At 51.2% G+C, this 24559-nt stretch carries 22 protein-coding genes; 9 read left to right on the top strand and 13 right to left on the bottom strand.

What is annotated here, in order from left to right; genetic code table 11:
- Positions 1-181: 181 nt before the first annotated feature.
- From DFR42_RS19115 to DFR42_RS19100, 4 genes are all read right to left on the bottom strand, one after another.
- Positions 182-1072: an autotransporter outer membrane beta-barrel domain-containing protein gene (locus DFR42_RS19115; RefSeq protein WP_110256636.1), complete on the bottom strand. Its 891-nt coding sequence runs from the start codon at positions 1070-1072 to the stop codon at positions 182-184.
- 307 nt (positions 1073-1379) lie between these two features.
- A complete protein-coding gene (locus DFR42_RS19110; protein ID WP_110256635.1) occupies positions 1380-1772 on the bottom strand; it encodes a PIN domain-containing protein in 393 nt (130 codons plus the stop codon).
- Positions 1757-1981 carry a CopG family transcriptional regulator gene (locus DFR42_RS19105; RefSeq protein WP_146218895.1) on the bottom strand — a complete coding sequence of 75 codons (225 nt, stop codon included), beginning with the start codon at positions 1979-1981 and terminating at the stop codon, positions 1757-1759. Before DFR42_RS19105 ends, DFR42_RS19110 begins: the two co-directional genes overlap by 16 nt.
- Before the next feature lie 477 nt (positions 1982-2458).
- A complete protein-coding gene (locus DFR42_RS19100; protein WP_110256633.1) occupies positions 2459-3814 on the bottom strand; it encodes a glycosyl hydrolase family 18 protein in 1356 nt (451 codons plus the stop codon).
- A gap of 465 nt (positions 3815-4279) precedes the next feature.
- Between DFR42_RS19100 and DFR42_RS19095 the strand changes: the two genes are divergently transcribed.
- The 3 genes from DFR42_RS19095 to rsgA all read left to right on the top strand — a co-directional run bounded on the left by DFR42_RS19095 (position 4280) and on the right by rsgA (position 8840).
- Positions 4280-5044: an SDR family oxidoreductase gene (locus DFR42_RS19095; RefSeq protein ID WP_110256632.1), complete on the top strand. Its 765-nt coding sequence runs from the start codon at positions 4280-4282 to the stop codon at positions 5042-5044.
- Positions 5045-5164: 120 nt separating this feature from the next.
- Positions 5165-7375 (top strand): DUF4214 domain-containing protein, encoded by a 2211-nt coding sequence (locus DFR42_RS19090; RefSeq protein WP_170133581.1) that lies wholly within the window; start codon positions 5165-5167, stop codon positions 7373-7375.
- A gap of 373 nt (positions 7376-7748) precedes the next feature.
- Positions 7749-8840 (top strand): ribosome small subunit-dependent GTPase A, encoded by a 1092-nt coding sequence (gene rsgA / locus DFR42_RS19085; protein ID WP_110256630.1) that lies wholly within the window; start codon positions 7749-7751, stop codon positions 8838-8840.
- A gap of 101 nt (positions 8841-8941) precedes the next feature.
- On the opposite strand, the gene DFR42_RS19080 is transcribed toward rsgA, so the two are convergent.
- Complete coding sequence (locus tag DFR42_RS19080) at positions 8942-9769, bottom strand: hypothetical protein (protein ID WP_110256629.1); 828 nt, start codon at positions 9767-9769, stop codon at positions 8942-8944.
- Between the two features lie 299 nt (positions 9770-10068).
- Here DFR42_RS19080 and DFR42_RS19075 point away from each other — a divergent pair, with 299 nt between their 5' ends.
- Both DFR42_RS19075 and DFR42_RS19070 read left to right on the top strand, forming a co-directional pair.
- Positions 10069-11424, top strand: a complete 1356-nt coding sequence (locus tag DFR42_RS19075; RefSeq protein WP_110256628.1) for a hypothetical protein — start codon at positions 10069-10071, stop codon at positions 11422-11424.
- A gap of 30 nt (positions 11425-11454) precedes the next feature.
- Positions 11455-12798: a hypothetical protein gene (locus DFR42_RS19070; protein ID WP_110256627.1), complete on the top strand. Its 1344-nt coding sequence runs from the start codon at positions 11455-11457 to the stop codon at positions 12796-12798.
- Between the two features lie 42 nt (positions 12799-12840).
- On the opposite strand, the gene DFR42_RS19065 is transcribed toward DFR42_RS19070, so the two are convergent.
- Entirely contained in the window at positions 12841-13152 is a 312-nt protein-coding gene (locus DFR42_RS19065; RefSeq protein WP_146218894.1) for a hypothetical protein, read from the bottom strand.
- A 195-nt stretch (positions 13153-13347) separates the two neighbouring features.
- On the opposite strand from DFR42_RS19065, the gene DFR42_RS19060 reads away from it, so the two are divergent.
- Complete coding sequence (locus tag DFR42_RS19060; protein WP_110256625.1) at positions 13348-14145, top strand: polysaccharide deacetylase family protein; 798 nt, start codon at positions 13348-13350, stop codon at positions 14143-14145.
- Between the two features lie 5 nt (positions 14146-14150).
- Here DFR42_RS19060 and DFR42_RS19055 read toward each other — a convergent pair whose 3' ends face one another.
- Positions 14151-14780, bottom strand: coding sequence for a TetR/AcrR family transcriptional regulator (locus DFR42_RS19055; RefSeq protein ID WP_110256624.1), 630 nt, complete (start codon positions 14778-14780; stop codon positions 14151-14153).
- A gap of 165 nt (positions 14781-14945) precedes the next feature.
- On the opposite strand from DFR42_RS19055, the gene DFR42_RS19050 reads away from it, so the two are divergent.
- The 3 genes from DFR42_RS19050 to DFR42_RS19040 all read left to right on the top strand — a co-directional run bounded on the left by DFR42_RS19050 (position 14946) and on the right by DFR42_RS19040 (position 16396).
- The gene (locus DFR42_RS19050; RefSeq protein WP_110256623.1) at positions 14946-15389 is read left to right on the top strand and encodes a hotdog fold domain-containing protein; all 444 of its coding nucleotides are present in this window, start codon (positions 14946-14948) and stop codon (positions 15387-15389) included.
- A gap of 127 nt (positions 15390-15516) precedes the next feature.
- Positions 15517-15939 (top strand): DUF4279 domain-containing protein, encoded by a 423-nt coding sequence (locus DFR42_RS19045; protein ID WP_110256622.1) that lies wholly within the window; start codon positions 15517-15519, stop codon positions 15937-15939.
- Between the two features lie 100 nt (positions 15940-16039).
- On the top strand, positions 16040-16396 hold the full coding sequence (locus DFR42_RS19040) for a hypothetical protein (protein WP_110256621.1): 357 nt from the start codon (positions 16040-16042) through the stop codon (positions 16394-16396).
- A gap of 272 nt (positions 16397-16668) precedes the next feature.
- On the opposite strand, the gene DFR42_RS19035 is transcribed toward DFR42_RS19040, so the two are convergent.
- The 6 genes from DFR42_RS19035 to DFR42_RS19010 all read right to left on the bottom strand — a co-directional run bounded on the left by DFR42_RS19035 (position 16669) and on the right by DFR42_RS19010 (position 24478).
- On the bottom strand, positions 16669-17586 hold the full coding sequence (locus tag DFR42_RS19035; RefSeq protein WP_245937017.1) for a hypothetical protein: 918 nt from the start codon (positions 17584-17586) through the stop codon (positions 16669-16671).
- A gap of 219 nt (positions 17587-17805) precedes the next feature.
- Positions 17806-18864, bottom strand: a complete 1059-nt coding sequence (locus tag DFR42_RS19030; RefSeq protein WP_110256898.1) for an extracellular catalytic domain type 1 short-chain-length polyhydroxyalkanoate depolymerase — start codon at positions 18862-18864, stop codon at positions 17806-17808.
- Between the two features lie 11 nt (positions 18865-18875).
- Positions 18876-20570, bottom strand: coding sequence for a thiamine pyrophosphate-binding protein (locus DFR42_RS19025; RefSeq protein ID WP_110256620.1), 1695 nt, complete (start codon positions 20568-20570; stop codon positions 18876-18878).
- 549 nt (positions 20571-21119) lie between these two features.
- On the bottom strand, positions 21120-22454 hold the full coding sequence (locus tag DFR42_RS19020; protein WP_110256619.1) for a hypothetical protein: 1335 nt from the start codon (positions 22452-22454) through the stop codon (positions 21120-21122).
- A 52-nt stretch (positions 22455-22506) separates the two neighbouring features.
- On the bottom strand, positions 22507-23199 hold the full coding sequence (locus DFR42_RS19015) for a glycoside hydrolase family 75 protein (RefSeq protein WP_110256618.1): 693 nt from the start codon (positions 23197-23199) through the stop codon (positions 22507-22509).
- Positions 23200-23773: 574 nt separating this feature from the next.
- A complete protein-coding gene (locus DFR42_RS19010; protein WP_146218893.1) occupies positions 23774-24478 on the bottom strand; it encodes a M90 metallopeptidase family protein in 705 nt (234 codons plus the stop codon).
- Positions 24479-24559: the final 81 nt, after the last annotated feature.

Below are 24559 nucleotides of genomic sequence, written 5' to 3'. Positions count from 1 at the left end.
ACCTTGATATACCGTGATATACCGTGACTAGGGCGCATCATAATGCGCTGCATGTAATCTCTGCATCCGCAAATCAATGGCATTGCTGTGGGCTACCCGCTCATATGGCGCTGTTCTGAATGAAGCGACGCCAGGCAGTCTTCTCACTGCCCGGCGTCAATCCTGAACAAGCCCGGTTTTTTTAAAACCGCGCTTTGACATACAAGGACGGGCCATTAAGGCGCAGATTCAGCTGCGCACTGTCCTCGCGGCCAAGGTCACGTGTCAGGCTGATTCTGGAAATGCCATAGTCGGCCACGATACCTATATTCTCTACCGGAAACCACTCCGCACCTATGGTCGCCGTATAGATATGTCCATTGATGCTGCCACCATTTTTCTTGATGCCAGAAGCTTCTGCAAACATGCGCGTCGATGGTGAGAAAGAATGACGCCAGCCAAGTTCAAGCAAGGGTGCAAATGTGCTGCGCTCAAACGCATCTGTAGCACTGTTATCTGCGCCAGCAATAGTGCCCGCACCTGAGCCAGAAACAGTGCCACTAACCGTACCGCCTACCCTTGCTCTGTAATAAGCAGCGCCCAGGCCCACACCCACTACATCTGCACCCTCACCTATCCACCATTTGTAAGCCGCCTGGCCAATTTCCAGCCTGGCATTGGCAGCAAGTGCCGCAGTGCCGCTCAAAGGCTGGCCATTCAGGGTCGTGCTGCCATTCAGATTGGAAGAGTAGGATTTGTCGTAGCGATAATAATCCAGAGAAATACCCTGGCTGCGACCCAGCAAGAAATCTGCCTTCACTCTGGGTATGGTCACTCTTTCGCCATCATAAGACGGGGTTTCATAGCGACCCGAGTTGGTATTGACGCCGAGCTGGAAATTGGTATCGGCACTGAATGCACCAACAGAAACACTCATGCGGTCCAGCGCAGGTGACACAGCATGCGGCCCATCGGCCGCCACAGCACTGCCCCCTGCCGTACAAGCCAGCAAAACTGCCATCACCTGCGCAGGCCGGAAAACTTGCCTGCGAAAAGCAATTTGAGAAATGAAATTGATAGATGGCGTAAACATGAACTTGCTCCAGATAGTGAATTGAATATGCGTAAATTGTGCGTAAAAAATGCATGTAAGTCAGTGCATCAAGCATAGCAATCCACCAGCGCGGCGCAAATGGCGGTTTTCTCAAAAATGGGTCGGTGGAGTCCTACATATCAGGGTATATCTGTCACAACAATGCCCAACGCTTAATCAACACAAGGTGAAGTCAGGCAGTTGGCAAATAAAGAACCGTCATTACTGCATCTATGTGATACAAGGCTTGTTTGCCAAGACAATGAGAGCAGCACATAAACAAAAACCCGTCGAAGCGGGTTAATGGTTAAAGCTGATAAGGCATGTTCACCTTGAAACTGAATTTATCCAGTGCGGCGTAAGCATCGATGTCGCGGGTATGAATCACACAATCATGCACCTCGCCAGTCGCGGCAATGATGGCATCTGGTAGCTTCAGCTTTTTGAGTTTCCTCAATTTCACTGTGGCAGTCATGACAGCTTCATCTACTGGCAGTATCGTAAACCGCTCAAGCCATGCTGTGACCTGGTGCTCATTCTGAGCCGGCACACCAGCCATAACTTCCATCCAGGTAATCGGGCTTATCCCCAATTTTGGCGTGCTATCAAGGAACTGCTGAGCCTTAACCTCACCATTCAAATAGTCAATCAGGATGCATGAGTCCACCACATCCCCGTCAAACTTTACTGCTCGTCCCATTCCTTCCTCGCTTTTCGTTGGTATTCCACACCATCTACCTTATTGGCTGCCAGCAAGCCAAAGACAGACGCAGGCAATACTTTATGTGTATTTATGTAGCTGTCCAATGCCTCATCAATCAGCTCTGTGCGTGGCTTATTTCCGCGCGCAGCCCCGATTGCCGCAAGCGCCTGGATTCTCTTTTCGTCGATATCTATTAACACTTTCATGCTCCCCTCCCTGGGATATATACTACCCATATATATTAGTATATATTGGTAGTATATATCAAGCCCTTTATTCAAAAAGCCAGGCATTTATCCTGGCTCCTTTTTTATCAATAGAAATTGTTTTATCCCTCACTTGCGCCCTGCTTTTGGTAAGTCGCCTCAACGATGCTAGAAAAAATAGCATGCACTTTAGCTGGATCGTCGCATTTTAGAACCAGCGGCTTTAGTGCATCTGGCACTGTGTAATTCGTTGTTCATTTGCCCCTGAAAATTCGCCATATCAATCTCCGTTATCTAGTTTGCTGGCAAGCACGCGCTCCACTCCATCGCCTCAGCACTGCCAATAGCATAGGCAATCTGCATCTGTCACGCCCTGCCGCGCTGCCTTTGCCCCTCAAAGTGATATTCAGTCCTGTCCATTACACCGCTCCAAAGCAACCCGCACAAATCCACATGCGGGCCCGGCAATAAAATCACTCAGGCAAAAACAGCATTCAAGTTCGCAATGATTGCCGGCTGGCTGCCATCTGCCAGTGGGACCGTGACTGTCGAGCCTTTGAAGGCGACCACGCTTTGCCCGGATGGGGCGACTTGTGAAAAGGCGTTGCGAGAGCTGGCGTTGGCCATGCTGCCGTAGGGGCCGTAAGTGGTGCCGCTTTTTCCTTTGAGCGTCAGTTGCAGCACACACTGCCAGCCAAACCATGTGCCGGTATAGCCAGAGATGGAGACGATAGGGTCATTGTAGGGAATAGTGGCTACCTGGCCATTTCCACTATTGCCGCCATGCTGCAGGGTGGTGAAGACACCGGTTTCATTATTCTGTGTGCCGGTGTTGTAGGGGCCGGTACCAGTGTTGACAGACTGGATGGCGTTGAGCACATCGCCGGAGCGCACTGTCACTTGCGTGATAATGGGGTTGCCTGCCGCAGCGATAATCGCGGTATCGTCAAACGCATTGCCAGACGGTGGATTAGCCAGTTGAGAAAGGATCATGAACTGCGCCTGCTCAAACTGGAAGTTGCCTGAGTTTAAGCGCCACATGAAAATATCCTGATAACTGTACTGGCTGCCACCACTCTGAAAGCCTGAGGAAACAACATTCCATACCTGTTGTGCGCTGCTATTGGGAGCAATATTGCCTGGCTCAAACTGTGCGCCATACCCCATCACGGATGGGGATATGCCAGCCTTGGTATATTCAGGCAAAGAGCTGCCATCGTAGAATTGCGGTGAGACAAAATCGAAGGCACTATTCACGGTAGGATAGTCTGTCGACTTTGTAGGTGATGCGGGTGTGAACGACAGATAATATTTGACCGGCTGCTGATCAAATACCTGGCGTATCGTGGTGAACAATATCCTGAACTGATCCTTGGTCATGGTGTCGGAGAGATACCCTTCCCAATCTATATCCAGGCCATTCATACCCGTTTTTTGCAGGTAGGTAACAAGATTATTGGCAAAGGCGGTAGCCTGTGCTTGCGGGTCGCCACCATTGGCAAAAATTCCGGCCAGGGTATTGTTGCCCGAATACCCCATGGTCGCCAGGAACTTGATATTGGGATTGACCTGGCGTGCATCATGCAGCACAGCGTTCAGATAATCCTGGTTGCTCATTCCCCCCTGATGCGATGCGTTACCTATTTCTATGGTGTAGCCATTGCTGGCAGGCGCAATCACAAAAAATGCGAGACCCAGAAAAGTGGCGCTGTTGTAGGTTTTATAGTTGATCAGCGCTTGAAAGCAACTGTCAGGGCTGTTGTAGTTGGTGTTGGGAGGTTCATCTTCATTCAAGAAAATCCACGCATTGATACCGTTTGCCAGGTCTGCCATGTTGATGCTCCTTTAAGGATGTGGTGAGTTGCCAGGCTCTTACCGTTGACTATCTGCATGAAGGCGGTAAGGCTGGTGATACGTCAGGCGCTGCAAATATCTTCAATAACAATCTTCAACGACTTGTCGACTGATAGTTCTTCACAATGACGCTGGAGAGCGTATTGGCACTAAGCATCCCGCATTCTGCATTCTGGCGGCATGCTTGAACTTATAGAAAAGTTAACATTTTTATTATATCAAAAAAACAATTTTCCGCTAATTTATTTACAGAGTTGGAATCACGCCCGGGTCCTGCACCAAGGCAACTTGAATTCTGCGCCCCGGGATTAGCCAGACATTTCCTCACTCCAATATCCCTGCATGAAATGAGTTCTGGAAATCTCCAGTCCGATTCTGGCGAGACTGTCAAAGCCGGAGCATCAATACTGCCGCTTCTTGTCCAACACCACAAAGAGGTAGAGCATGAAAGTTCTCAACAATAAAGTCGTCATCATCACCGGCGCCAGTTCTGGCATAGGCCGTGCAGCCGCGCTGCTGTTTGCCAGCGAGGGTGCAACCGTCATTGCAGCTGCGCGGCGGCAAACTGAGCTGGACAGCCTGGTTGTGCAGATACGCCAGGCAGGCGGCCGCGCCGTTGGCATTGCAGGCGATGTGCGCCATGAAGCCTATGCGCAAACCCTGGTTGATTTTGCAGTACGTGAATTTGGCGGCCTCGACATTGCCTTCAACAATGCAGGCACGATGGGTGAACTTGGACCAACGCCGCAAGTATCTGCCGCAGGCTGGCAAGACACGCTGAACACCAATTTGAACAGCGCCTTCTTTGCTGCCAAATATCAAATCCCGGCCATGCAAAAACGCGGTGCTGGCAGCCTGATTTTCACCTCTACTTTTGTCGGCCACACTGTCGGCTTTCCTGGCACTGCCGCCTATGCCGCCAGCAAGGCCGGTATAAATGGTTTGACGCAGGCGCTGGCAACAGAATTTGGCGCGCAAGGCATACGTGTCAATGCCATCCTGCCAGGCGGCACAGAGACAGCCATGGCACACCAGATGAACCACACGCCAGAAGCCATGGCCCAGGTCGCCAGCCTGCATGCCCTGAAACGCCTGGCCCAGCCGGAGGAAATCGCCAGAGCCGCACTGTTCCTGGCATCAGATGCATCTTCATTCATGACGGGTGCGGCCATGCTGGTGGATGGTGGGGTGTCGGTGAACAGGACTTGAGACAGGCCCCACCTATGTGCTGACACGCTACTGGCGCTTGCTCAGGCAAGTGCCAGCAAAACGCCTGCAGGTATACAAGCATCCAGTTTTTTGCGATGATGCCGACTCTTTGGCATGTCTATGCCACGTCTACCTACACTGCAGCAAGGTTTTTATATGGTTACCGAAGTCGATATCCAGAATTTATACATCGCTTATTTCAATCGTCCTGCCGACAAAGCTGGTTTGGCATACTGGAAAGATGCAAATCTGAACCTGCTGCAAATTGCCCAGAGCTTTTCTGAACAAAAGGAATATGCCAGCGCCTTTGCAGGATTTTCGACTGAGCAAACCATCAATGCGCTGTATAACAATCTGTTCAACCACAAGGCCGATGCTGACGGTTTGACTTACTGGAGCGGGCAGATCAATTCCGGCAAGGTCAGCATAGGTGCAGCAGCGATTGCGATTTTGAGCGGTGCGACAGGTGCAGACCTGGTGGCAGTGCAAGCCAAGAACACGGCGGCAACTTCTTTTACCCAAAAGCTGGCAACGGATGCGGCGGCTGCCTATGCCTATACCATGGGTGGTGCGGTATTCAAGCTTGCCAGAGGCTGGCTGGCACCCGTTGTCGACCATGTCAGCGCCACGGATGCTGTCAACAATCTGGGTATCGCGATAGAAAAACTGATTTCCAGTACGCCCTATGATAGCAACAGGCTCGCCAGTACAGCGACTGTTGCCGTGATTTCTGGCCAGAATAACACAGGTAAAAATACTGACTTCAACTTCTCTGTGGACGATAGCCAGCTACTGAAAGCCAACACCAGCCTCACCGGTGGTGGCGGCAATGTGGCACTGAATGTGAATACTTTTTTTTCACCCGTCAGTCATGCATCGACCATCATCAGCGGCGTACAAACCCTGAACTTGCAGGCTGGTTCAGACACGAGCTTTGCTGGCACAGATTTCATGAACAGTTTCACCTACATCAATGCCAACAAGCTCAATGGTGGTGACAATATCGTGTTGGGTAATCTGGCTGGTCAAACCGTGCAGCTCAATAATATTACCGGCAGTTCATCGGTTACGTTGGGCGGCGCTAATCAGAGCGTGATCCAGGCAGCAGAACAGGGGCGCGCCTATATCAAAACAACGAATGCCAACCTGTCGACTGCGACACTCAATTTTATTAATGCCACGGCAGGTGAACATATACTGGAAATCACGGATAGCGGCAGTGCTACCGTCGGTACCGCAAATATGCTGGGTGTAAGTGCGATCACTTTACGGGGTGATGAAAGCGGCCTGACAATCTCACCATCACGTGCCATTACCATCAACATGTTTGGCAGTAATGATAATTCCCTGACGGTGAACAATGGCCAGCAAGTCAGCATCACTTCAGTCAAGGCATCCAGCCTGAATTTGGGTGGCAACAGCAAGTTCACTATCGAGAATAGCCAGTTTCGTGATATCCGCCTAACGGACAAAGGCGGCACACTTGATATCAAGGACAATAATGATGTCGTGCATTCGATCATGAGCAATGTGGCGACCACTGTCGATGTCAGCAATATGACTTCCATGCTCAAACTGGGTGGTGCAGGTGATTATGTCATCGCAGGCCTGGGAATGCGGCCGGGTTCTTATATCAGTAACGAAGCGGGAACAGGCAATATCAAGGTCAGTATGACGGGAAGCTACAGCTCCACTTATTCTACTTACACCAAGATTGCTGAAACTGGTAGTGTCACCATCAATCTGGATGGAGTTGGCACGCTATCAATTTATTCTTCAGCAAGCAGCTCTTCTACGCGCGTGAATGTCAATGTGCCAGGAGCATCAATCAACGTGACAGCTGGCACAGGCATCATTGACATTGTTGAGACAGAAGGTAAATCAGGCACATTCAATTTTAGTACCAGTGGCTTTAGCGCAACAAATTTACTGCTTGCTACGACCGGAGATGGGAACGATCTGTTAAACATAAAAACTACTTCATTCAGCAACATCAAAAATACACTGACAACGATCAGCAATTTCAATGCTACTGGTACAGACAAGTTCATCACAGGAATGGCGGCGACAACACTTGGCTATTTCGCGATCACTACTTCTGACTTCGACAGCCTGCCCAAAAATATTATCGATGGCGCTATCGCGACAAAGCAAGCATTATCACGGGCAGCCGGACAAGCATATATCATCGCCGTCGATAGCGGCGAAGCGGCTGGCGTCTATCTTTATCAGCATAAAAGCAATATTGCTACTTACGTTGGTTACGGTGACGTCCTGGTCAAACTCATAGGCATTGGTCACATCGATGTAACTGATATTATTTCTTCCTGAGCGGGTACAATGAGGCCATCGCCTGGCGTGGCTTGGCCGCATGCAGGCCACCAGGCAGTTTTTCCCGTTGACGCCCTCGCCCGTTGCTGGCACACTACGCTTTCCATCAACCACCACAGGAGACAACATCATGAGAACCACGGATATTGCCCTCTTGTCGGCTGCCTGATCTGCCCACATCGTTTTCTGGCGCGTATTTACAATTGTCTTAACAATTTCCTCGCTAGTGTATTGATGCGCGTCTGATCACGCGCCGGCTTCCATTTTCTTTTTTTCGTTCCTGCACGTCCCGGCTTTTTCGTCATTGCCGTGCCTGCGGGATGGTTTAGTGCATACAAAAAAATGCACGCCTGAATCTGGACATACACTCATCATGATCAATTTTGATTTCGCATCCCTGCGCCTGATCGGCCTGACACCGGCTATCGCCAACCAGCTACATGCACTGGCAGCAGATTATGCTGACGCCGCCGACACAGTCGACAATGCCACGCTACAAATGGTGCGCATTACTGAAGTACACCGCGACAGCCTGGTCGTCCACAATGGCAGCCAGGCCATGCAGGCCCGCGCCCTGCCGCGTCTCTTGCATGAGCTGGCGGCAGACGATGACAGCCTGGCGGTTGGTGACTGGGGCTTATTAAGTGGCAATGCAGCTTGTGGCCACCACTTCATCGCCCGCATGTCGCCATTGACGCATCTGGCCCGCCGCAATAACGAGGGGCGGCTGCAAGCCCTGGCCAGCAATATCGATACTGCCCTGCTTGTCATGGGCCTGGACAGCGACTTTAACCTGCGCAGGCTAGAACGTTATCTGGCGCTGGTGCATGCAGCAGAAGTCACACCCGTGGTCGTGCTGACCAAGGCTGACGTGCATGCAGATGCACAGTCACGTCTGGCCGAGGTGGAACAACGCCTGTCTGCCGGCGTGCCTGTATTTGCCGTCAACGGCCAAAGCAGCATGGCGACAGATTTGCTGGCCCCCTGGATGGCAGCGGGACACACCCTGATCTTGCTGGGTTCATCCGGCGCTGGCAAGTCTACGTTGACCAATACCCTGACCAGCAGCGCGCAAGATACCGGTGCCGTGCGTGCCAGCGATGGCCGTGGCCAGCACACCACCACCGCACGCTCGCTACACCTGTGCCCTGGCGGTGCCTGCATCATCGACACACCTGGCTTGCGTACCCTGCAACTCAACCTCGATGAAGAAGCCCTGAGCGCCAGCTTTGCCGACATCGACGCCCTGGCCGCAGCATGCCAGTTCCGCGACTGCAGCCACCAGAGCGAACCCGGCTGCGCCGTACGCGCCGCCGTGGATGAAGACAGACTCAGGAACTATCAAAAACTGCTACGCGAAACCCGCCGCAACCAGCAAACCCCGCTGGACAGGATCGCGGCGAGGTCAAAGTGGAAGGTGCTGATGCGTTCTGTGAAGGAGAAGGACAGGATGAAGCGAGGGTAAGAAGAGAGGGTAAGAAGAGAGGGTAAGAATACAGAGTAAGCACGGTCACATTTTTAAAATGCAGCGCATGCACTTGCATGCGCTGCATTTTATTTTTCGACTTATTCGCAGTCCCTGACAAATTCTTCAAACCTTAGTTGTTCCCTGGCCATGCGGCGCACACTGCGTACGATACTCATATTACCTATGACGCAGATTGCCAACACAACTAATATCTGCGTGTAATCAAGATTCATGTGGTAGCGGCCAATGGCGAACAGATACTTCGACATGCCAAAATAAAATGTCGGCAAGGTCCAGTAAATAATGCCAGAACCTACCCACAGCAATTTGCTCTTTCCCGCAATTTGAACCAGATGCTTGAGGATGTACACATGCCAGATAAAAGCTGGGAAAGCAATAAAGTATAAAGGCGCATGCACATTACTGACGAAAGCAGCAAAGCCTGAGATTCTGAATGAGAGCCAGGAAAAAAACATCGCAGTCAAATACAACGCGCCTGGCAACAACATCAGCAGGCAGCTTAGCACCAAGCTACGCATATGGTATGCCACATCTTTCAATGGCCGGTATTCACGCGGCCTGCTTAAAGTCAACCGGGTAAACAAGAAACCAGCGAGCGTTGAAGATAACAAGACATGCAGAGACAGGAAACCGACGAAAGGTGAATGCACAGATAAAAGCGCCTGATCTGCAAAAAACATGTAGAAAACCAGACGCAAAAATAAGGCCGTTACTACCGTCAGAATAATCGACGGCGCGACCCATTCCCGCCTGGCATCAGAAAACGCTCCTGAGCGTGCAAATATGATGATTTGCAGTAAAACAACCACCGCCAGAGATGGCAAAGATTGAAGCGCAAAAATTGGGAATAGCGCAGTCATGAACCTGGAAACAGGCATGGAAACACCGAATGCAACAATATTCATATTTTAGCGGTGGGATGGATTTGTGCACATCTTACACTGCGTCGTATCCGCTTTGGCAGTGGCATGCCTTAATTAGAGGATGTCATCATGTCCTGGCCTGTACTGTGTCAGACATAGTTGATGGTCGAGCAAAAACAGATATCGCTTTTAGCCTCATGGTATAGTCCCATGAAGTAGACGAGTGTCTTTCTGCAAATCATTTATAAACATAAGAATCGAATTCACATCCAGACCATCAAACTTGAACAAGAGCTTGCCTGTCACAAGTGCATGCAAGGTTCTACAGATAAAGCCCAATCATGCAACGTCTTTACCGCTTGCCGCTCACACTATTCTTTTTCTCTTTCGCCAGCCAGGCATTTGCCTTCAGCCCCCGCTCCGAACTGGAAGAGCTGATCATCGCGGCGGCGGGCAGCACTGTGTGCAGCCTGATCGCCATCATCGTGGTATTGGTCAAGTCAAACAAATCTTTCCTGCCGCGTTTGCTGATGGCCCTGGCTTCGCCTCTGCTGGTTTTCCCTGTCTGCATGGGCGGCAGCATGGCGACTTCTTATCTCGTCAAGCAGGCCAGTGATGTGAAAAAGGATCAGAATACCGCGCTGCGGATACAGGAAGAAACCGAAGCCTGGCAACGCAATGCCTTGCGCACCGCTGCCTGCAATGGAGATAGCGCGAGCCTCACATCAGAGCTGGCATCGGATGCGCATGATCAGGAAACCAAGCAGCGCGTGCTGGAAGACTGCATCTTGCCTCGGGCGGATGCGGCAAGCCTGCAGGCCATGTTGCTTGATCTGCGCGAGCGCAATACCGGGCCACGGGCTCATTGTGCTTATCTGAACCCGGTATTGCAAAGTATGGATACCAGTTTGCTGGATGTCTTTGCCGCACAAAAACTGTCGCTCGCCTGCCCTGCGGACACCTATTCTCATACCGATGATGCCACGCCCTTTGCCCCTACCTGGTGGGATGTGGTGAACCAGCAGCGCAATGCCGATACAGCAAAATTGCTGAACACCCTGCGCTATTTGCAGGCGCATGGCGTGGACATGAAAGTCGCCATCGATGGCCGCTCACTATTATCAATGGCAATGGAAAGCAGCAAGCCTGAACTCATCCTGTTTGCCCTCGATGCTGGTGCCGACCCTTATCTGATCAGCAAAGAATCGTCCACACTCACGCCCCTGGAAACCTGGACCTTGCAGCGCTTTTCTTTTACCGATATGGGCACCTATAGCGAGGCAGACCGGAGAAGCATACAGTCGCGCCTGCGTGAAATGACAGCCAAAGAAGCAGACGCGCTGACACATAAAATAAGTGAAAGAGGCGGCCTGGATAATGCCAAGGATGGCGGAGCCGGTTTGCTGGCTTACCTGATCAAAAGCGGTGCCAGCCTGCATCGCATGAACAGTGGTGGCGATGGCGCTTTCAACGCTTACACGCGTTTATCACCGGCCTTGCAGGAAGTGCTTAATCAACTCAATGACCAGCAACTGCAAGAATTTATTTGCCCAGTGCCTGGAAAATATGACGATGGATATGCTGTCTATGCCCAGGCCATAGAAGCTGAGAATAAAGAGATCATCTCTTTTTTGAAACAGCGCAAGATGCCTGAGACTTGCCCCAAAATGCCAAGAGCAAACAATACCTCAGAGTAAAGCGCAGAATAAAGCCCGCTCACATCTACCATGCAAGCTTGCAAACGTCTCACACTCGCCCTGTTTTTTGCTCCGGCATGCTGTTATGCCGGGGCCATTTCAAACACCGCCAGGCTTGAAGAGCTGATCATGGCGCTAGTGGGCGGCGCCCTGCTCAGCATCGTTGCGATGGTGGTCGTGTTCATCAAACTAAAAAAACCTTTCTGGCACCGCGCCTTGATTGCCTTGTCATTGCCGCTGGTAGTGTTCCCGGTTTGCGTGCTTGGCAGCATGTTGACGAGTGCAGGTTTGAGCAACTTCAGGCAATGGCAAAACCAGCGTGAAAGCCTGCGCGCAGAAGCCCAGAATGAGCGTGACTGGCAAAAGAATTTTTTGCGTAGTGCCGCCTGCGAAGGCGAGCATGAGCGTTTTGCAAAAGAGCTGACATACAGCAGGCATGAGCAAGCCAGCAAGCAAAGAACGCTGGAAGAATGCATTATCCCCAGGGCCAGTGTCACTGACCTGCGCGCCTTGCTGGCCGATTTTCAAAAAAGAGATGAGCGCCTGACTACCTACTGTGCCTATCTGAACCCGGTATTGGTCAGCCTTGATACCAGCTTGATGGAAGTGTTTGTCGAGCAGCATTTGCCGCTGACTTGCAAGTCGCAACATTATCCGCCGGAACAGTTAAATTATGATGCGGAACATGAACCACCGTCCTGGTGGGATGTGTTTGCCAGCAGAGAAAAAATCCCGGCAGAACAATTATTGCCTGCCTTACGCTATCTGCAGGCGCATGAAGTGGATTTGAAACGCATCGTCGCCGGACGTTCATTGCTGTCACTGGCACTGGAAAGCAGCAATGTCGCGGCGATAGAATTTGCCCTGGACCTTGGCATGGACCCGCATGATGGTCTCTATAAATGGGATGGCTTGTCACCCGCCGAGACCTGGGTTGTGCAAAGCTTTTCACAGGCCAGTAGCGAGTCTTACAGCATCGCTGCCAGGCAGCGCCTGCAACCGCGCCTTGGTGTAATGACGGCAGCACAGGCAGAAATGCTGGCGCACAAACTGCACAAGAAAGTCAATCTGGAAATGCTGGCACATGGTGGTGCCGACATGCTGGCCTACCTGCTGCGCAGTGGCGCCAGCATGCGCAGGCTCAATGAAGGTGGCAATCTGGTACTTGGCAATACACCCATGTCTGCCGAATTGCTGACAGCACTCAAGCAGCTCAATGATGCGCAACTGGCTGACTTCATTTGCCCTGAGGCCGATGAATACAATCGTGTCTATTCACTGTTTGCAGAAGCCATTGCATCAAAGAACAAGCCACTGATCGCCTTGCTCAGGCAGCGCAAGATGCCCGAGACTTGCCCTGTAGCGCAAAAATAAACTGTCCATCAGAGATATTGCCACGTCAGCAGCGGAGCCTGCTTACTTCTTGTTCTGCTCCGGCAATGGCACATCCTTGTCGTCGACTTTCAAATTGAATGATGTGCCTTTGTGCACCATCTGCACCTTGATTGCCCCCTTCTTTTTATAGATGACACTGCCATTGAGGCGCAGTTCACCATTCTTTAATTCCAGCACATTGCCATTTTCTGTGACCGTGCCAGAGACACCTTCGATGGTAGAGATGGCAGCATCGCCTTCCATTTTGAAACTGCTGCTGTCAGGCGCAGCATGGGCCAGACTGGCGGCTGATAAGGCGAGCAAACTGCAAAACAGGATAGATGTGGATTTCATGGCCTTGTTTGTCATCATGGATAAATAAAGAACAGCTACCCTATGCCAATAAAATTGATTTGTCAAATGCACAATCATTACTCCTTGATGCTTGTGCCCCGGATGATGTTTTACCAATTGTAATTTTGGCTGATATCTGTGGGGCTTTGCGTATACTCCTGCCGTCCACATTACTCATCACAACATAATTTCAATATGATTTTCAGCGGCAAGCCTGCATCACTTCTTTTGATACTGAGCTACATGGCTTGCCTGTCACAGGCGCAAGCCATGCCGGTGGAAGTGCATACTCGCATCGCTGCGTCTGCAAACAGTAGCAATAAAGTAGCGCTGACGCTGGATGCCTGCTCAGGCAAATTTGATGCAAGCCTGCTGGATTTCCTGATACGCAAGCGCATACCGGCCACTATTTTCGTGACCAAGAAATGGCTGGATAAAAACCCTGAAGGCGTTGCCATCATCAAGGCCAACCTGGATTTGTTTGGTGTCGAAGACCACGGCGAAAAACACATCCCCGCCATCATCGGGCCTGGCCGTAAAATCTATGGCCTGACAGGCGAACCTGATATCGCTGGCTTGCAGCGTGAAGTCACCGAAGGTGCCAAAGCCATCACCAGCACGATAGGCATAGCACCACAATGGTATCGCGGTGCCAGCGCCAGATATGACCCGCTGGCGATGACCGAGATCAACCGCCTGGGTTACAAGATCGCTGGTTTTTCTTTAAACGCAGACCAGGGCGCAACCCTGCGCAAGCAAGCCATCATCAGGCAATTCAAACGCCTGCAGGCAGGCGACGTCATCATCGCCCACATGAACAAACCCGCATCCGATTCTGCCGAAGGCCTGGCAGTAGCACTGGACGCCAGCCTGAAACAGGGCTTTGTCTTCGTACGCCTTGACCAGGTTGAATTGCAGCGGGTGAATCTGTATGCGCCGCAAGCAACAAAGCAAAAACTGCTGGTTTCACAAGCTAACGCTGTTTCCCGCTAAGCTGCTTATTTCACATCTGGCGTAATCGCCAACGACAACCACGCAGCCTGGGTCAGATAAGCACGGTATTTTTTTGGCGAGGTCGGGATGCGTCCGGACAGCCAGGCGCGACAATAGTTTTCTGCCTGGCCTATTAATAGCGATGGCAGCAAGTCAGCGGGTATATGTTTGATATGCGCATGGCGCTCAGGTGCAGACCACCAGCTAAAAATGTTCTTGTTACGGCTGCGGTTTTTTGCCACCAGCTCATCTGCCTGCGGCCCCTTGGCGATGGCAGCCCGCGCCTGGTATTGGAAGCGTGCCAGTTCAGGTTGTTCAGTCACCCAGTCTACATAACTGCCGACGATGGCTGCCACTCCTTCCTGGGCAGTATCGGCCTTTTGCAAATACTCCCCCAGCAAACGCGCCTGATCATCCAGCGCGCTAAAGAACAGCGCCGCCGCCAGGCCTTCCTTGCTACCAAAATGATGATAGATGTTGCCAACACTGGTATCGCAATGCAGCTTGATGATTTCTATCGTCGTCAGTTCCAGGCCATGCTGATTGAAGCAGGCAAGCGCACCCAGCAGGATATCGCGCTTTAATTGCGCCCGCCTGCCAGGATAATTACGTTCGAGTATGTCTGCTGTTGACAAAGTTTGCTACCAATAAAGGATTACTGAAGATATCAGTGCCTGATGATACCGCAGGACAGGCAGCAGCAAAGCGCTTGACACTGAAAATTATTATAGAATATTATTCTATTACAGAATAACATTCTATAAAATAATTCACTTCATCGCCCAACAAGGAGAGTAAAAATGAGTCAGGCATTAGACATGTTCAACATGGCAGGCGCAGAGCAATTCAGCAAAATGGTCTGCCAGATGGCCCCCTATTTCAGCACCATCAACCCTACGCTGAACACCTTGCGCCCAGGCTATGCAGAAGCCCTGATCCCTTTCCGCCGCGAGATCACCAACCACCTCGGCACTGTCCACGCGATTGCCCTATGCAATGCCGCAGAACTGGTGGCAGGCACTATGACCGACGTCTCCATCCCCAAAGGCGGTCGCTGGATACCCAAGGGCATGACAGTAGAATACCTGGCCAAGGCCAAGACCGACGTCAAAGCCATCGCCGACGGCAGCAACCTCGACTGGACCACAGCAGGCGACAAGATCGTGACTGTAGATGTATTTGATACTGCAGACCTGAAAGTTTTCACGGCACGGATTACCATGAATGTGAAGCTGGCGGAGTAAGCCAACAAATTAAGCTGTATCCATATGTGCGATCTGAGTATCTGGATCGCACATGCATACTGAAACAGGCTACGATGATGTACGATGATGGAGATTGAGAAATGACCGGATATCGTATCGTTTTTTTATGCAAACAAATCTCGCACTGAGAATTACAGGTGACTCCCTTGACCCCGAGGAGATCACAAGCATTTTAAGGGTCAATCCCCGCTCTTCTGGTCGAAAAGGGAGTGTACGTAATTCTCGTTCTCCCAAAAAGATTATCTCTAAATTTGGTTTTTGGTTTTGGAAAAGCGACGAGGTGTCATATGCCATGCCTATCGTGGATCACCTTGCCCTGTTCAAATCCACATTTGAGCATGCCTTTGATTTGCTGGGTAACTTGCCAAATGCAGAACATGTCTGGCTTAACATATTCATTAGTAAAACAGAAGAAGATGGAGGTGATTCCAGTGTTGAGTTTATGCTGGATACCACATCTGCGGCTATGATTGCTGAAATTGGCTTGCCTGTGGAATTTAGTGTGTATGGTAACTTTGAGGCATCTTAAGTTGAAAGCAGATAGGTGATAAAGCGTGTTGCCCTGGCGCTTACTTCGATTTCTTCGATTGTTTTATTATTGATAAATAATATAAAACTTGCCTGATAAAATGAGCTCTGATGATAAAAAACGTCAATCACGATGGAATAGGTTTAACGACTTATTTGACTTGCCTGAACTTGAGCGAAGAGCAGCATACAATCAAGAAAATGTGGTATTTCTTGAAAAATTCGTATCGATTGAAATGAATAATTACAGATTGCCAGAGATTGAAAATGCAGGAGATTTCTCCGAAGTAATTGTGGTATTGAGAATGAACTATCGCCAATGGAATCAACGCTTAACAGGATTATTAGTTACGCACGATAAACTTAGAGATTTAAAGTCCAAGAAAAATGTAGATGAATTTATAGAGACATGTCCGTGGAATATGTTAGTAGATGTTGGGCGTAATACACCATCGTAGTCGTTTTTTTGTCAAGAAAGTATGTGCGGCCACGCTCTAATCTCACAAGTGTCGACCTGCAGGCAGTAGATAAACAAAGGCCAGCTAAACAGCTGGCCTTTGCTATATCTCTACAACTTAACGCACAAACAAGGCGATCAGGATAACGATAGGGAGTGGGATTCCCAGCAGTAAAAGTAAGATAGAACGCATGATAGGCTCCGAAAAATTATAAAGTGGTGTAAGCCCTTGCTCATTAATGACTTAATGGATTAATGAGCAAGGGAGAAAAATCATGCGATCAGATGTGCCTGATCACGTTGGCGGCCACCCAGGGTTGCGGCGAGGCTGGCGACGAAGGCGCCCAGCAGCAGGGCGACGAACATCCACAGGGCAGAATTTGCAGCTGCCTTGCGTGCCTGGTCAGCAGCCAGTTTTGCCGAGTTTTTTGCTTCTGTCACTGACCTGTTCAATTGATCAAAGACGGCGTCAACACGTTTGGTGGCATCTACCTGTGTCATGTCGGCGCGTTTGGCAACCAGCCTGGCGAGATAGTCACGGTCGGCTGGTGACAGGGAACCGTTGGCGATGTCTGTGGACAGGATGCGACCTACTTCCATGCGTACGCTATTACTATTGCCGGAGTTGCTGGCTGTGCCGTCTGTAGCCGTTGATGTTGTTGCAGTAGCCTGGTCGGCACGCAGCAGCATGTCAGTGAAATAATCTACCGGGTTGACTTTTGCATTGCCAGCCACGGTTGCTGTGGCGTTCACTGCCGTACCTGCTGCGTCGGCTGCGCTGCCGAGTATGCTGGTGGCTGCGCTGGCCAGCAAACCCACAGTCAGCAGGGATGCCACTGCCCAGGCCAGCATGCCGTGTGCGGTGTCGCGGAAGTAGACTTCGTGGTCATGCACATTGGTCCAGCGGGTGCGCAGGCGGCCAGCGATGTAACCACCGATGCCGGACGCAGCCAGTTGTGTAAACGCCAGCCAGGCGATTGTTGAAATGCCGATGACCGTGGTGTTATAAGACCACGGCGACACCGAAGACAGGCCCAGGCCCGTACCCAGCATCAATAGTATCAATGACAGGGCAGCCGCTGCTACGGCGCCCCCAAGTACCGCCCCCCAGGACACGCCGGATGTGCCAGCACGGCTTGCGTTTTCTGATGTGGCTAGCAGCACAGTTGCCTCAGTTGTCGTGTTATTCATATAGGTACCCGTCTTCTTTCGCTTGGTTTTTTTAGGAATGACATCGCCTGTTTTTTTATCTGCTACAAAGCACAGGAGAATATGCTCAGAATAGACATCCTGAATGCCAGAGTCTGTGTGTTGCCCAACACTGTGCAAGAGTTTTTCAAGTGTTTTTGATGGAGGGGATTCTGGCTGCCGCAATAACACGCATAGCAACAATGGCACGCACAGCAGGCTCTAAGAGAACTGCTTGATGGCAAAGGCCCATATCATGCCGGATGCGTCCGGCCCTTTGGGGTCGCTATAGGCGTGGCTGGCAGCGCCGCCGCTCCAGGCATGGTCCAGCCCGGTGACTTCGCACAGGCTGACCACAATCTGGCCCTGGCGGCGGTAATTGGTGACGGTGGCAGGGTAACGCGTACCGCGTTGCACGATGCGGGGCTTGCCCTCTTTTGCCCCTGCCTGTTCTGCCCATTGTCGCGCCAGCAATGCGGCATTGGCGGGTGCGACGACACGGTCTTTGCTGCCTTGTATGACGAGCAAGGCTGGCAGCTTTATTCCGCCAGGCAAAGGGGCGGCATCCTGCTTGCGGCCACGCATGGCCATGACAGCCGTGGCGGTAGAATTTGCCAGCCCGCTGGCAACGCCAGAATGCATGGCAAGCGCCTTGAAACGCTCAGGATAAGCCAGCGCCAGCAAGGCTGCCATGCTGGCCCCTGCCGAGAGGCCGGCGACGACGATGCGCTGCGGGTCTATGGGCTGTTGCAGGCAAAGCTGGTCTATCACGGCATTGATGGACCTGGCCTCGCGCTGCGCCCTGCCTGAGCGGGTTTCATACCAGTTCCAGCAGGCATGGGTGTTCGCCAGTTTTTCCTGTTCGGGATACAGCACCAGGAAGCGCTTGCGGGCGGCCAGCCTGTTCATCCTGCTGCTGGCAGCCAGTGCGGCGGCATCTTGCAGGCAGCCATGCAGCATGACCATGAGGGGCAGGCGCTCACCGCGCTTCACACCTGGTGGCCGGTACAGTTGATAGCGCCTGGCACCTGCCAGGCCGACGGTGATGCCCGCAGTCCAGCTACTGTCAGGCCGGGGGCTGGCCTTGGCCAGCGGTATTGCCGCTACAGGTTTGACAGTGCTGACCAGCTTTGCTGTCTTTCTTGCCCTGGGCAGCGCCAGTGCCTTGGTCACAGCCTTTTTCACCACCGTGGTACCCGCACGTGTCATCGTCTTGCTCATGCTGCTCAAGATACGCGTGAAAGACTTGCTCCATGTTGATTTGGGAATACGTTTTGCCATAAAAATTTCGTTCATTCGCCGCGAATAGCGAGCAAGGCCTCTTTCACCCGCGCCAGGCCAAAGCGCCAGATCTGGTCGAGGTGGACATGGGGCATGGAAGGCAGTTCTTCGGGATCAATAAACACATTCAGCACCGCAGGGCCGCGGGCGTCAAACAACTGGCGCAAACCCTGCTCCAGCTCCGCAGATTTTCTGACGGTGAAGCCAGATGCGCCACAAGCCTGCGCAAACGCGGCAAAGTCCATATTGGGAAAGGTGCTGGCCTTGTCAGCGGGCAAACCGGCCTCTTCCATTTCTATATGCACGAGGCCCCATTGCTGGTTATTGAAAACGATGACCTTGACGGGCAAGCGATGTTCTACACTGGTCATGAACTCGCCCAGCAGCATGGTGAAGCCGCCATCGCCAACGGCCACGATGACCTGCCTGTCGCGGTCGAGTGCCTGCACACCATTGGCCTGCCCCAGGCTGGTACCAACTGCTGCATTATTGAAGGAAGCCAATATCCTTTGCTGGCCTGATTGCTGCAACCAGTTGCCACACCACAGCGTGACCACGCCGGTATCGATGATGATGGCTGCATTGCTTCGCGCATGCAGGCTGATACCACGTGCCAGTGCCTGTGGATTGACATGCTTGTCGCTGTCTTTCAGTGCGGCTTTCTTGTTCAGCATCTCATCCCATTTATTGCGCGCTTCAGTCACGCTCTGGAAAAATTGCTGGTCATGGCGCGGCGGCAACAGCTCCAGCAATTGCATGATGCTGGGCTTGATAGCACCGACTATGCCCAGTTGCACACCGGTACGCCGCCCCAGCACTTCCGGGCGCAAGTCTATCTGGATGACCTTGCCGTTCTTTGGCAGGTATTCGGTATAGGGGTAATCTGAACCCAGCATGATGACCAGATCAGCCTCTTGCATGGCATCGACACCTGGCGCACCGCCGATAAGACCTACCCCGCCTATCCAGTAAGGGTGGGTGTAACTCACCATGTCCTTGGCGCGGAAGGTATGCATGATGGGTGCCTGCAGGCGCTCTGCCAGCGCCAGCACTTGCGCTATCGCTGAGCGGCATCCTGTACCGGCAAAAATCGCAATCTTTTTGGCCTGCTCTATCAGATGGGCGGCGACAGCCAGGTCTTCAAAGTCGGCGGCCATTTCTGGCGAGGCACGCAAGGTCGCCAGACTCTCCATCTTGCCATCGGTCTTTGCTGCAAATACATCAGGTGGGATATTCAGGTGAGCAACGCCATGCATGCCATAGGCGTGCGCAATCGCCTGATGAAACACATGGGCAGCCTGGTCTGCACTGGCCAGCGTTTGTGTGTAGACCGCAACATCGCGGAATAATAAATCCGGTGTATTTTCTTGCAGATAATCATTGCCACGCTGGGCAGCAGGAACGCCGCCAGATATCGCCAGCACCGGCGCATGATCTTTATGCGCTTCATACAAACCAGCAATGAGATGATTGGCACCAGGGCCAGTCGTGCCACAGCACACCGCCAGCTTACCAGTCAGCTTGGCCTGTCCTGCTGCGGCCAGTGCTGCGCCTTCTTCATGCCTGACGCCTATCCATTGCATGTCTTTGTTCTTGCGTATGGCATCGGTAAATGGATTGAGGGCATCGCCCACTACCCCAAAAATCTGACGCACGCCTATCTCATGCAAAGTGGCGACCAAAAGCTCGGCAACGGTTTGCTGCATAGTATTCTCCTCGTTGGTGACAATGCGGTATCAAAAAGAGGCCGCCAGCCAGGCATAACAAGGAAAGGAAGAAGAAAGGCAACACGCCGCAAAATAATCACTTCAGAGACGATGAAACCCAGACTCCGTTCGCATGGCAGCCTAGTGTACGTGTCTACGATAGCCCTTATTCTTGTATTGATATGTGCGCGAACACACTTCCGCAGGGATAGGTAAAAATAAGGGGGGCGGTGCCGGCTGGAATGGCAGCAGGTATAAAGGAAATTACGGTGAAAAGAAAAGCGCTACTCAACCGGCCATCACTGGAGATAAAAAGGCAGCTAAGTAAATTGTCAGCGACAAGGCAATATTCTCGCTGACATGTGCGCAATCGCCGATTTACGCTGCACTATCAAGCGCACGGCGCAAAACTGTAGTCTGAATTTCTTTCACCCGACATTCAGATGTCAACGTTAACAATGATGTGAGCCTTTACTCTGGCCCAGGCTCACTCACAATTCAGCATTTGATGAAGCTGGAGTGTTTCTGTGCGTGGCACCTGTGCCTGTTTCAGGTTGCCGTGGTTTTTGCAAGTGCCACCAACTCTTCCAATTTCGATCTGGCACGGCTTAAGATATCATCGATTTTTGATTGCAGTTTACTTACTTCTTCTTTGGCAGACTGAAAACGCAATTTTTCAGCTGCTTTTTCAGATAGTGCCACACTGGAAAATTTGCGAATTGCGTCGAACATGGCAGCCTCTTTTTTATCCACGACGCCATCTTTTAGATTGCAGTCTCCCTTAGCATTCGCAAACAATTGCTGAATTTCCTCGTCGAGTTTCTTGATTTTATCAAGGTGCGCAGCAGATTCTTTCTTGGCTGCGGCGTCTGCAGTGGAGTCTGCCAACAATTTTTTATTGTTCGCTGTATATTCGTCTACAACCTTTTTACTGTCTTGCGCAAGCGTTGTTAACAGTCTGCAGCTATTGGCAGCTGACGGCAAACCAGAAGTATCGATAGTGGCTGTACCCAAAGAAAAAGTCGCTCCTGTATTGGCACCCTGCAACAGTTCGTTGATTCTCTTGAGTCCTGGGTCGCGTTCGCGCGTCACGGCATCGGCTGCTTCTTCCAGCCCTGCCATGACATTGCAATAGCTATGGTAAGTCATGGTGTCGGCGATGGCACCTTCAAGTGTATATTCTTTAATACCTTTAGCCTGGCGATTATCATGTATGCGTTTGAGTGCCTTTTCGCGTGTAGCGCGTATTGCTTTGGAAACCAGCTCAAATGCCTGAGAAGCGAAATAGACGTCATTATATTCAGCGCGCAAACCGCTGGAAATTGCGCCAGCGCCAGAAAACACCCTGGCTGTATTGATGGATGTCACAAGGCTGCCCAGCGTGCCAAAAACAGTTGTTGCCGCCCCGAGATTAAGATTAGTGCGGGTAAATGATTTTCTGACGCTGCTCATGTAATCCGTACAGGCACTTTCAGAAGCCCAGATCAGGCGATCTTGTACCCTGTCACGCAACACCCCGCAACGATCATTGCTAGGACAATGATCATAGAAATATTTACGGGCATATTCAATTTCTGATTGCGCAGCATCAATCTCCTGTGTCGAAACCGAAGGCAGGGTTTTAATAGCGACGAGATCCGCTTGCATTTCTGCGCGCATAGATGCGGCAGTGTCATTCACTTTACGTTTGTCGCCATGAACAGACAAAAGTATCAGTGTCGACAGATTGACAGGATAATCTCTAGCCACACCTTCTTTAGTTTCCATCCCTATCCTTGCCGCGCTGGCAGGCCCGGGGTCCAGTCCTTTGCCAGTGACTGTGCAGCCAGTTGACAAAAAAAGTATGGCACTCAGTACGATGGGGTAGCACATAAAATGGCGCATACAATCTCCAGATAGAAAGGTGGTATCACATTTCAGGCAAGGCCAGACAGGTTTATTGCCATGCAATATCAGGCAAGCAGTTTTTGAGTCTGGCCAAACCACCCCAGGCAGTAAATTTGGCCTGTGCTCTTTGCTCTAAAGTGTCTGGTGAGGCCGGCCAACCGCTGGCACTGCCTGGAAAAACCACATAGACTATGCCATGCGCAACACCGCCTTTTTTTGGGTTGCTGGGCACGCCCAGCTTGTTTGCCAGGGCAATGGAAGCTTCGCCAATTTTTCCACTCGGCCCGTTGTCGGCATGAATGCAGCCACAGATTTTGCCATTGCCGGTGTTGATAGCTATCCCCAGATCACCCAGTTTTGCACCAAACTTGAACTTGCCAGGCAGTACAAAAAATGGAATAACTTCAGCATCGACATAGCGGCGGGGATCTTGCAAGGCACGATCCTTATCTTCCAGGCTGGTTTTTGAAATATAAAATCCGGGTGCAGGATCACTCGCTTTTTGCAGCAAAGGCTTACCGCTGGGCATGCCATTGTCAGTGACCAAGGCCCACCAGTTACCATGCACGCCAGCATTTCCAAGATAATCCAGGCCCATGCCTGTCTGTGGATGATAAGCGTGCGCGGCACCGTCTGCATCTATTGCCATGCCTGCTTCAAAGAAATAGGCAGTCCGGTCATTTTCCAGAGTATAGATATCTGAATAAGCGATGCGGGCCAGCAAGGTTTTGATATCAGCCATTGTATTAGCCTTTCAAAAACGTCAGGTCATGGGAGTCTATTAACTGGTGTCAATTAACCGGGCTTCATTCATAGGGCCCCATTCAATGGCCAGGGCAGCCAGCACGCTTAGTTCCTATGGACGTCTTACGCATCCAGTAAATACTTGCTGCTGAAATGGATGCTTGAATCCTGATGCTAAAAACTTGAGAGAAAAGTGAGTATGTTAATGAAGACCAACATCACAAATTACATGCATGGGGGCAGCGAAAACCGGCAATACCTTCCTTGCCCGTGAGAATGAAGGAGCATGATCATGCCATCTTTCCAGTCGTCAGTTGCAAGCCAATTTAGTAATTATAAGAATATACTAATTAACAACAATAATAAATGCTTTATTTAACTTTGTGTCTTTTCAGCTCGCATGACGCTTTCCGGAAATATTTTTTAAAAGCGATAGTTGAAACGGCGAGAAATGAAGGTAAAAAAATGAAGGTTCTAAAGGAGAAAGTTGACCAGGCAGATAGCAGATACGCATGATGGCACCCGCCTTTATTTTTTACTGGCCTTTGATAAAACTGGACATGGGGATGTGACTACATCTTCCAAACACTTTCCAGCATCGCATAGCCCTGCGCATCATTTTTTTTCAACTCGACATTGTTATAGGGATAAAAATCATTTTCCCCAAAATAAGCTTCGCTGAGTTCAGCAAAATATTCCTGATGATTGCTGAGGGCATAGGCCTCCTGCAACTCTGGTCTGTGGTCGCGGGTGACCTTGCGGTATAGCCCTGCGGCTTTGGCATTCTCATAGGCGCGCTTGATGAGCGCATCCAGTTCGGGATGTTGAAAGTGGTAGGCATGTGCCATTTCATGCAGGATGGCGCATGGCTGGCTTTTGACCATGGAAGTAAATTCTTTCCAGTTGCAGATTTCTATATTGCCTGCAAACTCAACCGGATAGCCATGCTCTTTCAGCCATAGTGCTGATGGATGATGCTGTGCACCAAAGGCGCGGTAAGTGCCGCTGGATATATAGATACTGACGCTGCGCAAAGCACTCTGTGCATGGGCTGGCAATTTCCTGAGTTTGCTTAACTGCTCTGTCAAGGCTGCCATGAAGGCAGCCCTGGCCGCTGCGTCTGCGCTTTGTATGCCCTGGTCCAGCATCAGGGTCCAGCCATCGACCTGTGTCTTTTGGTAGGTGCTGGCTGCATGCAATAGTGGTGAGGCCAGCAAGAGCAAAGCGGGACTGAGCAGCAAGGTGCGCCGGCGATTGTCGATGAGTGTAGATGGCATGTAAACATCTGGCTGGTTTTTGTGAACCAGATTAAAGCACAGGCATCTTGCAGGGCGCAATAGCTGCGCCATGCAATCAAA

It is taken from the genome of Undibacterium pigrum (assembly GCF_003201815.1).
Taxonomy (GTDB): domain Bacteria; phylum Pseudomonadota; class Gammaproteobacteria; order Burkholderiales; family Burkholderiaceae_D; genus Undibacterium; species Undibacterium pigrum.
Note: the sequence above shows the minus strand (reverse complement) of the source record. Positions and strands in the feature narration are given on the sequence as shown.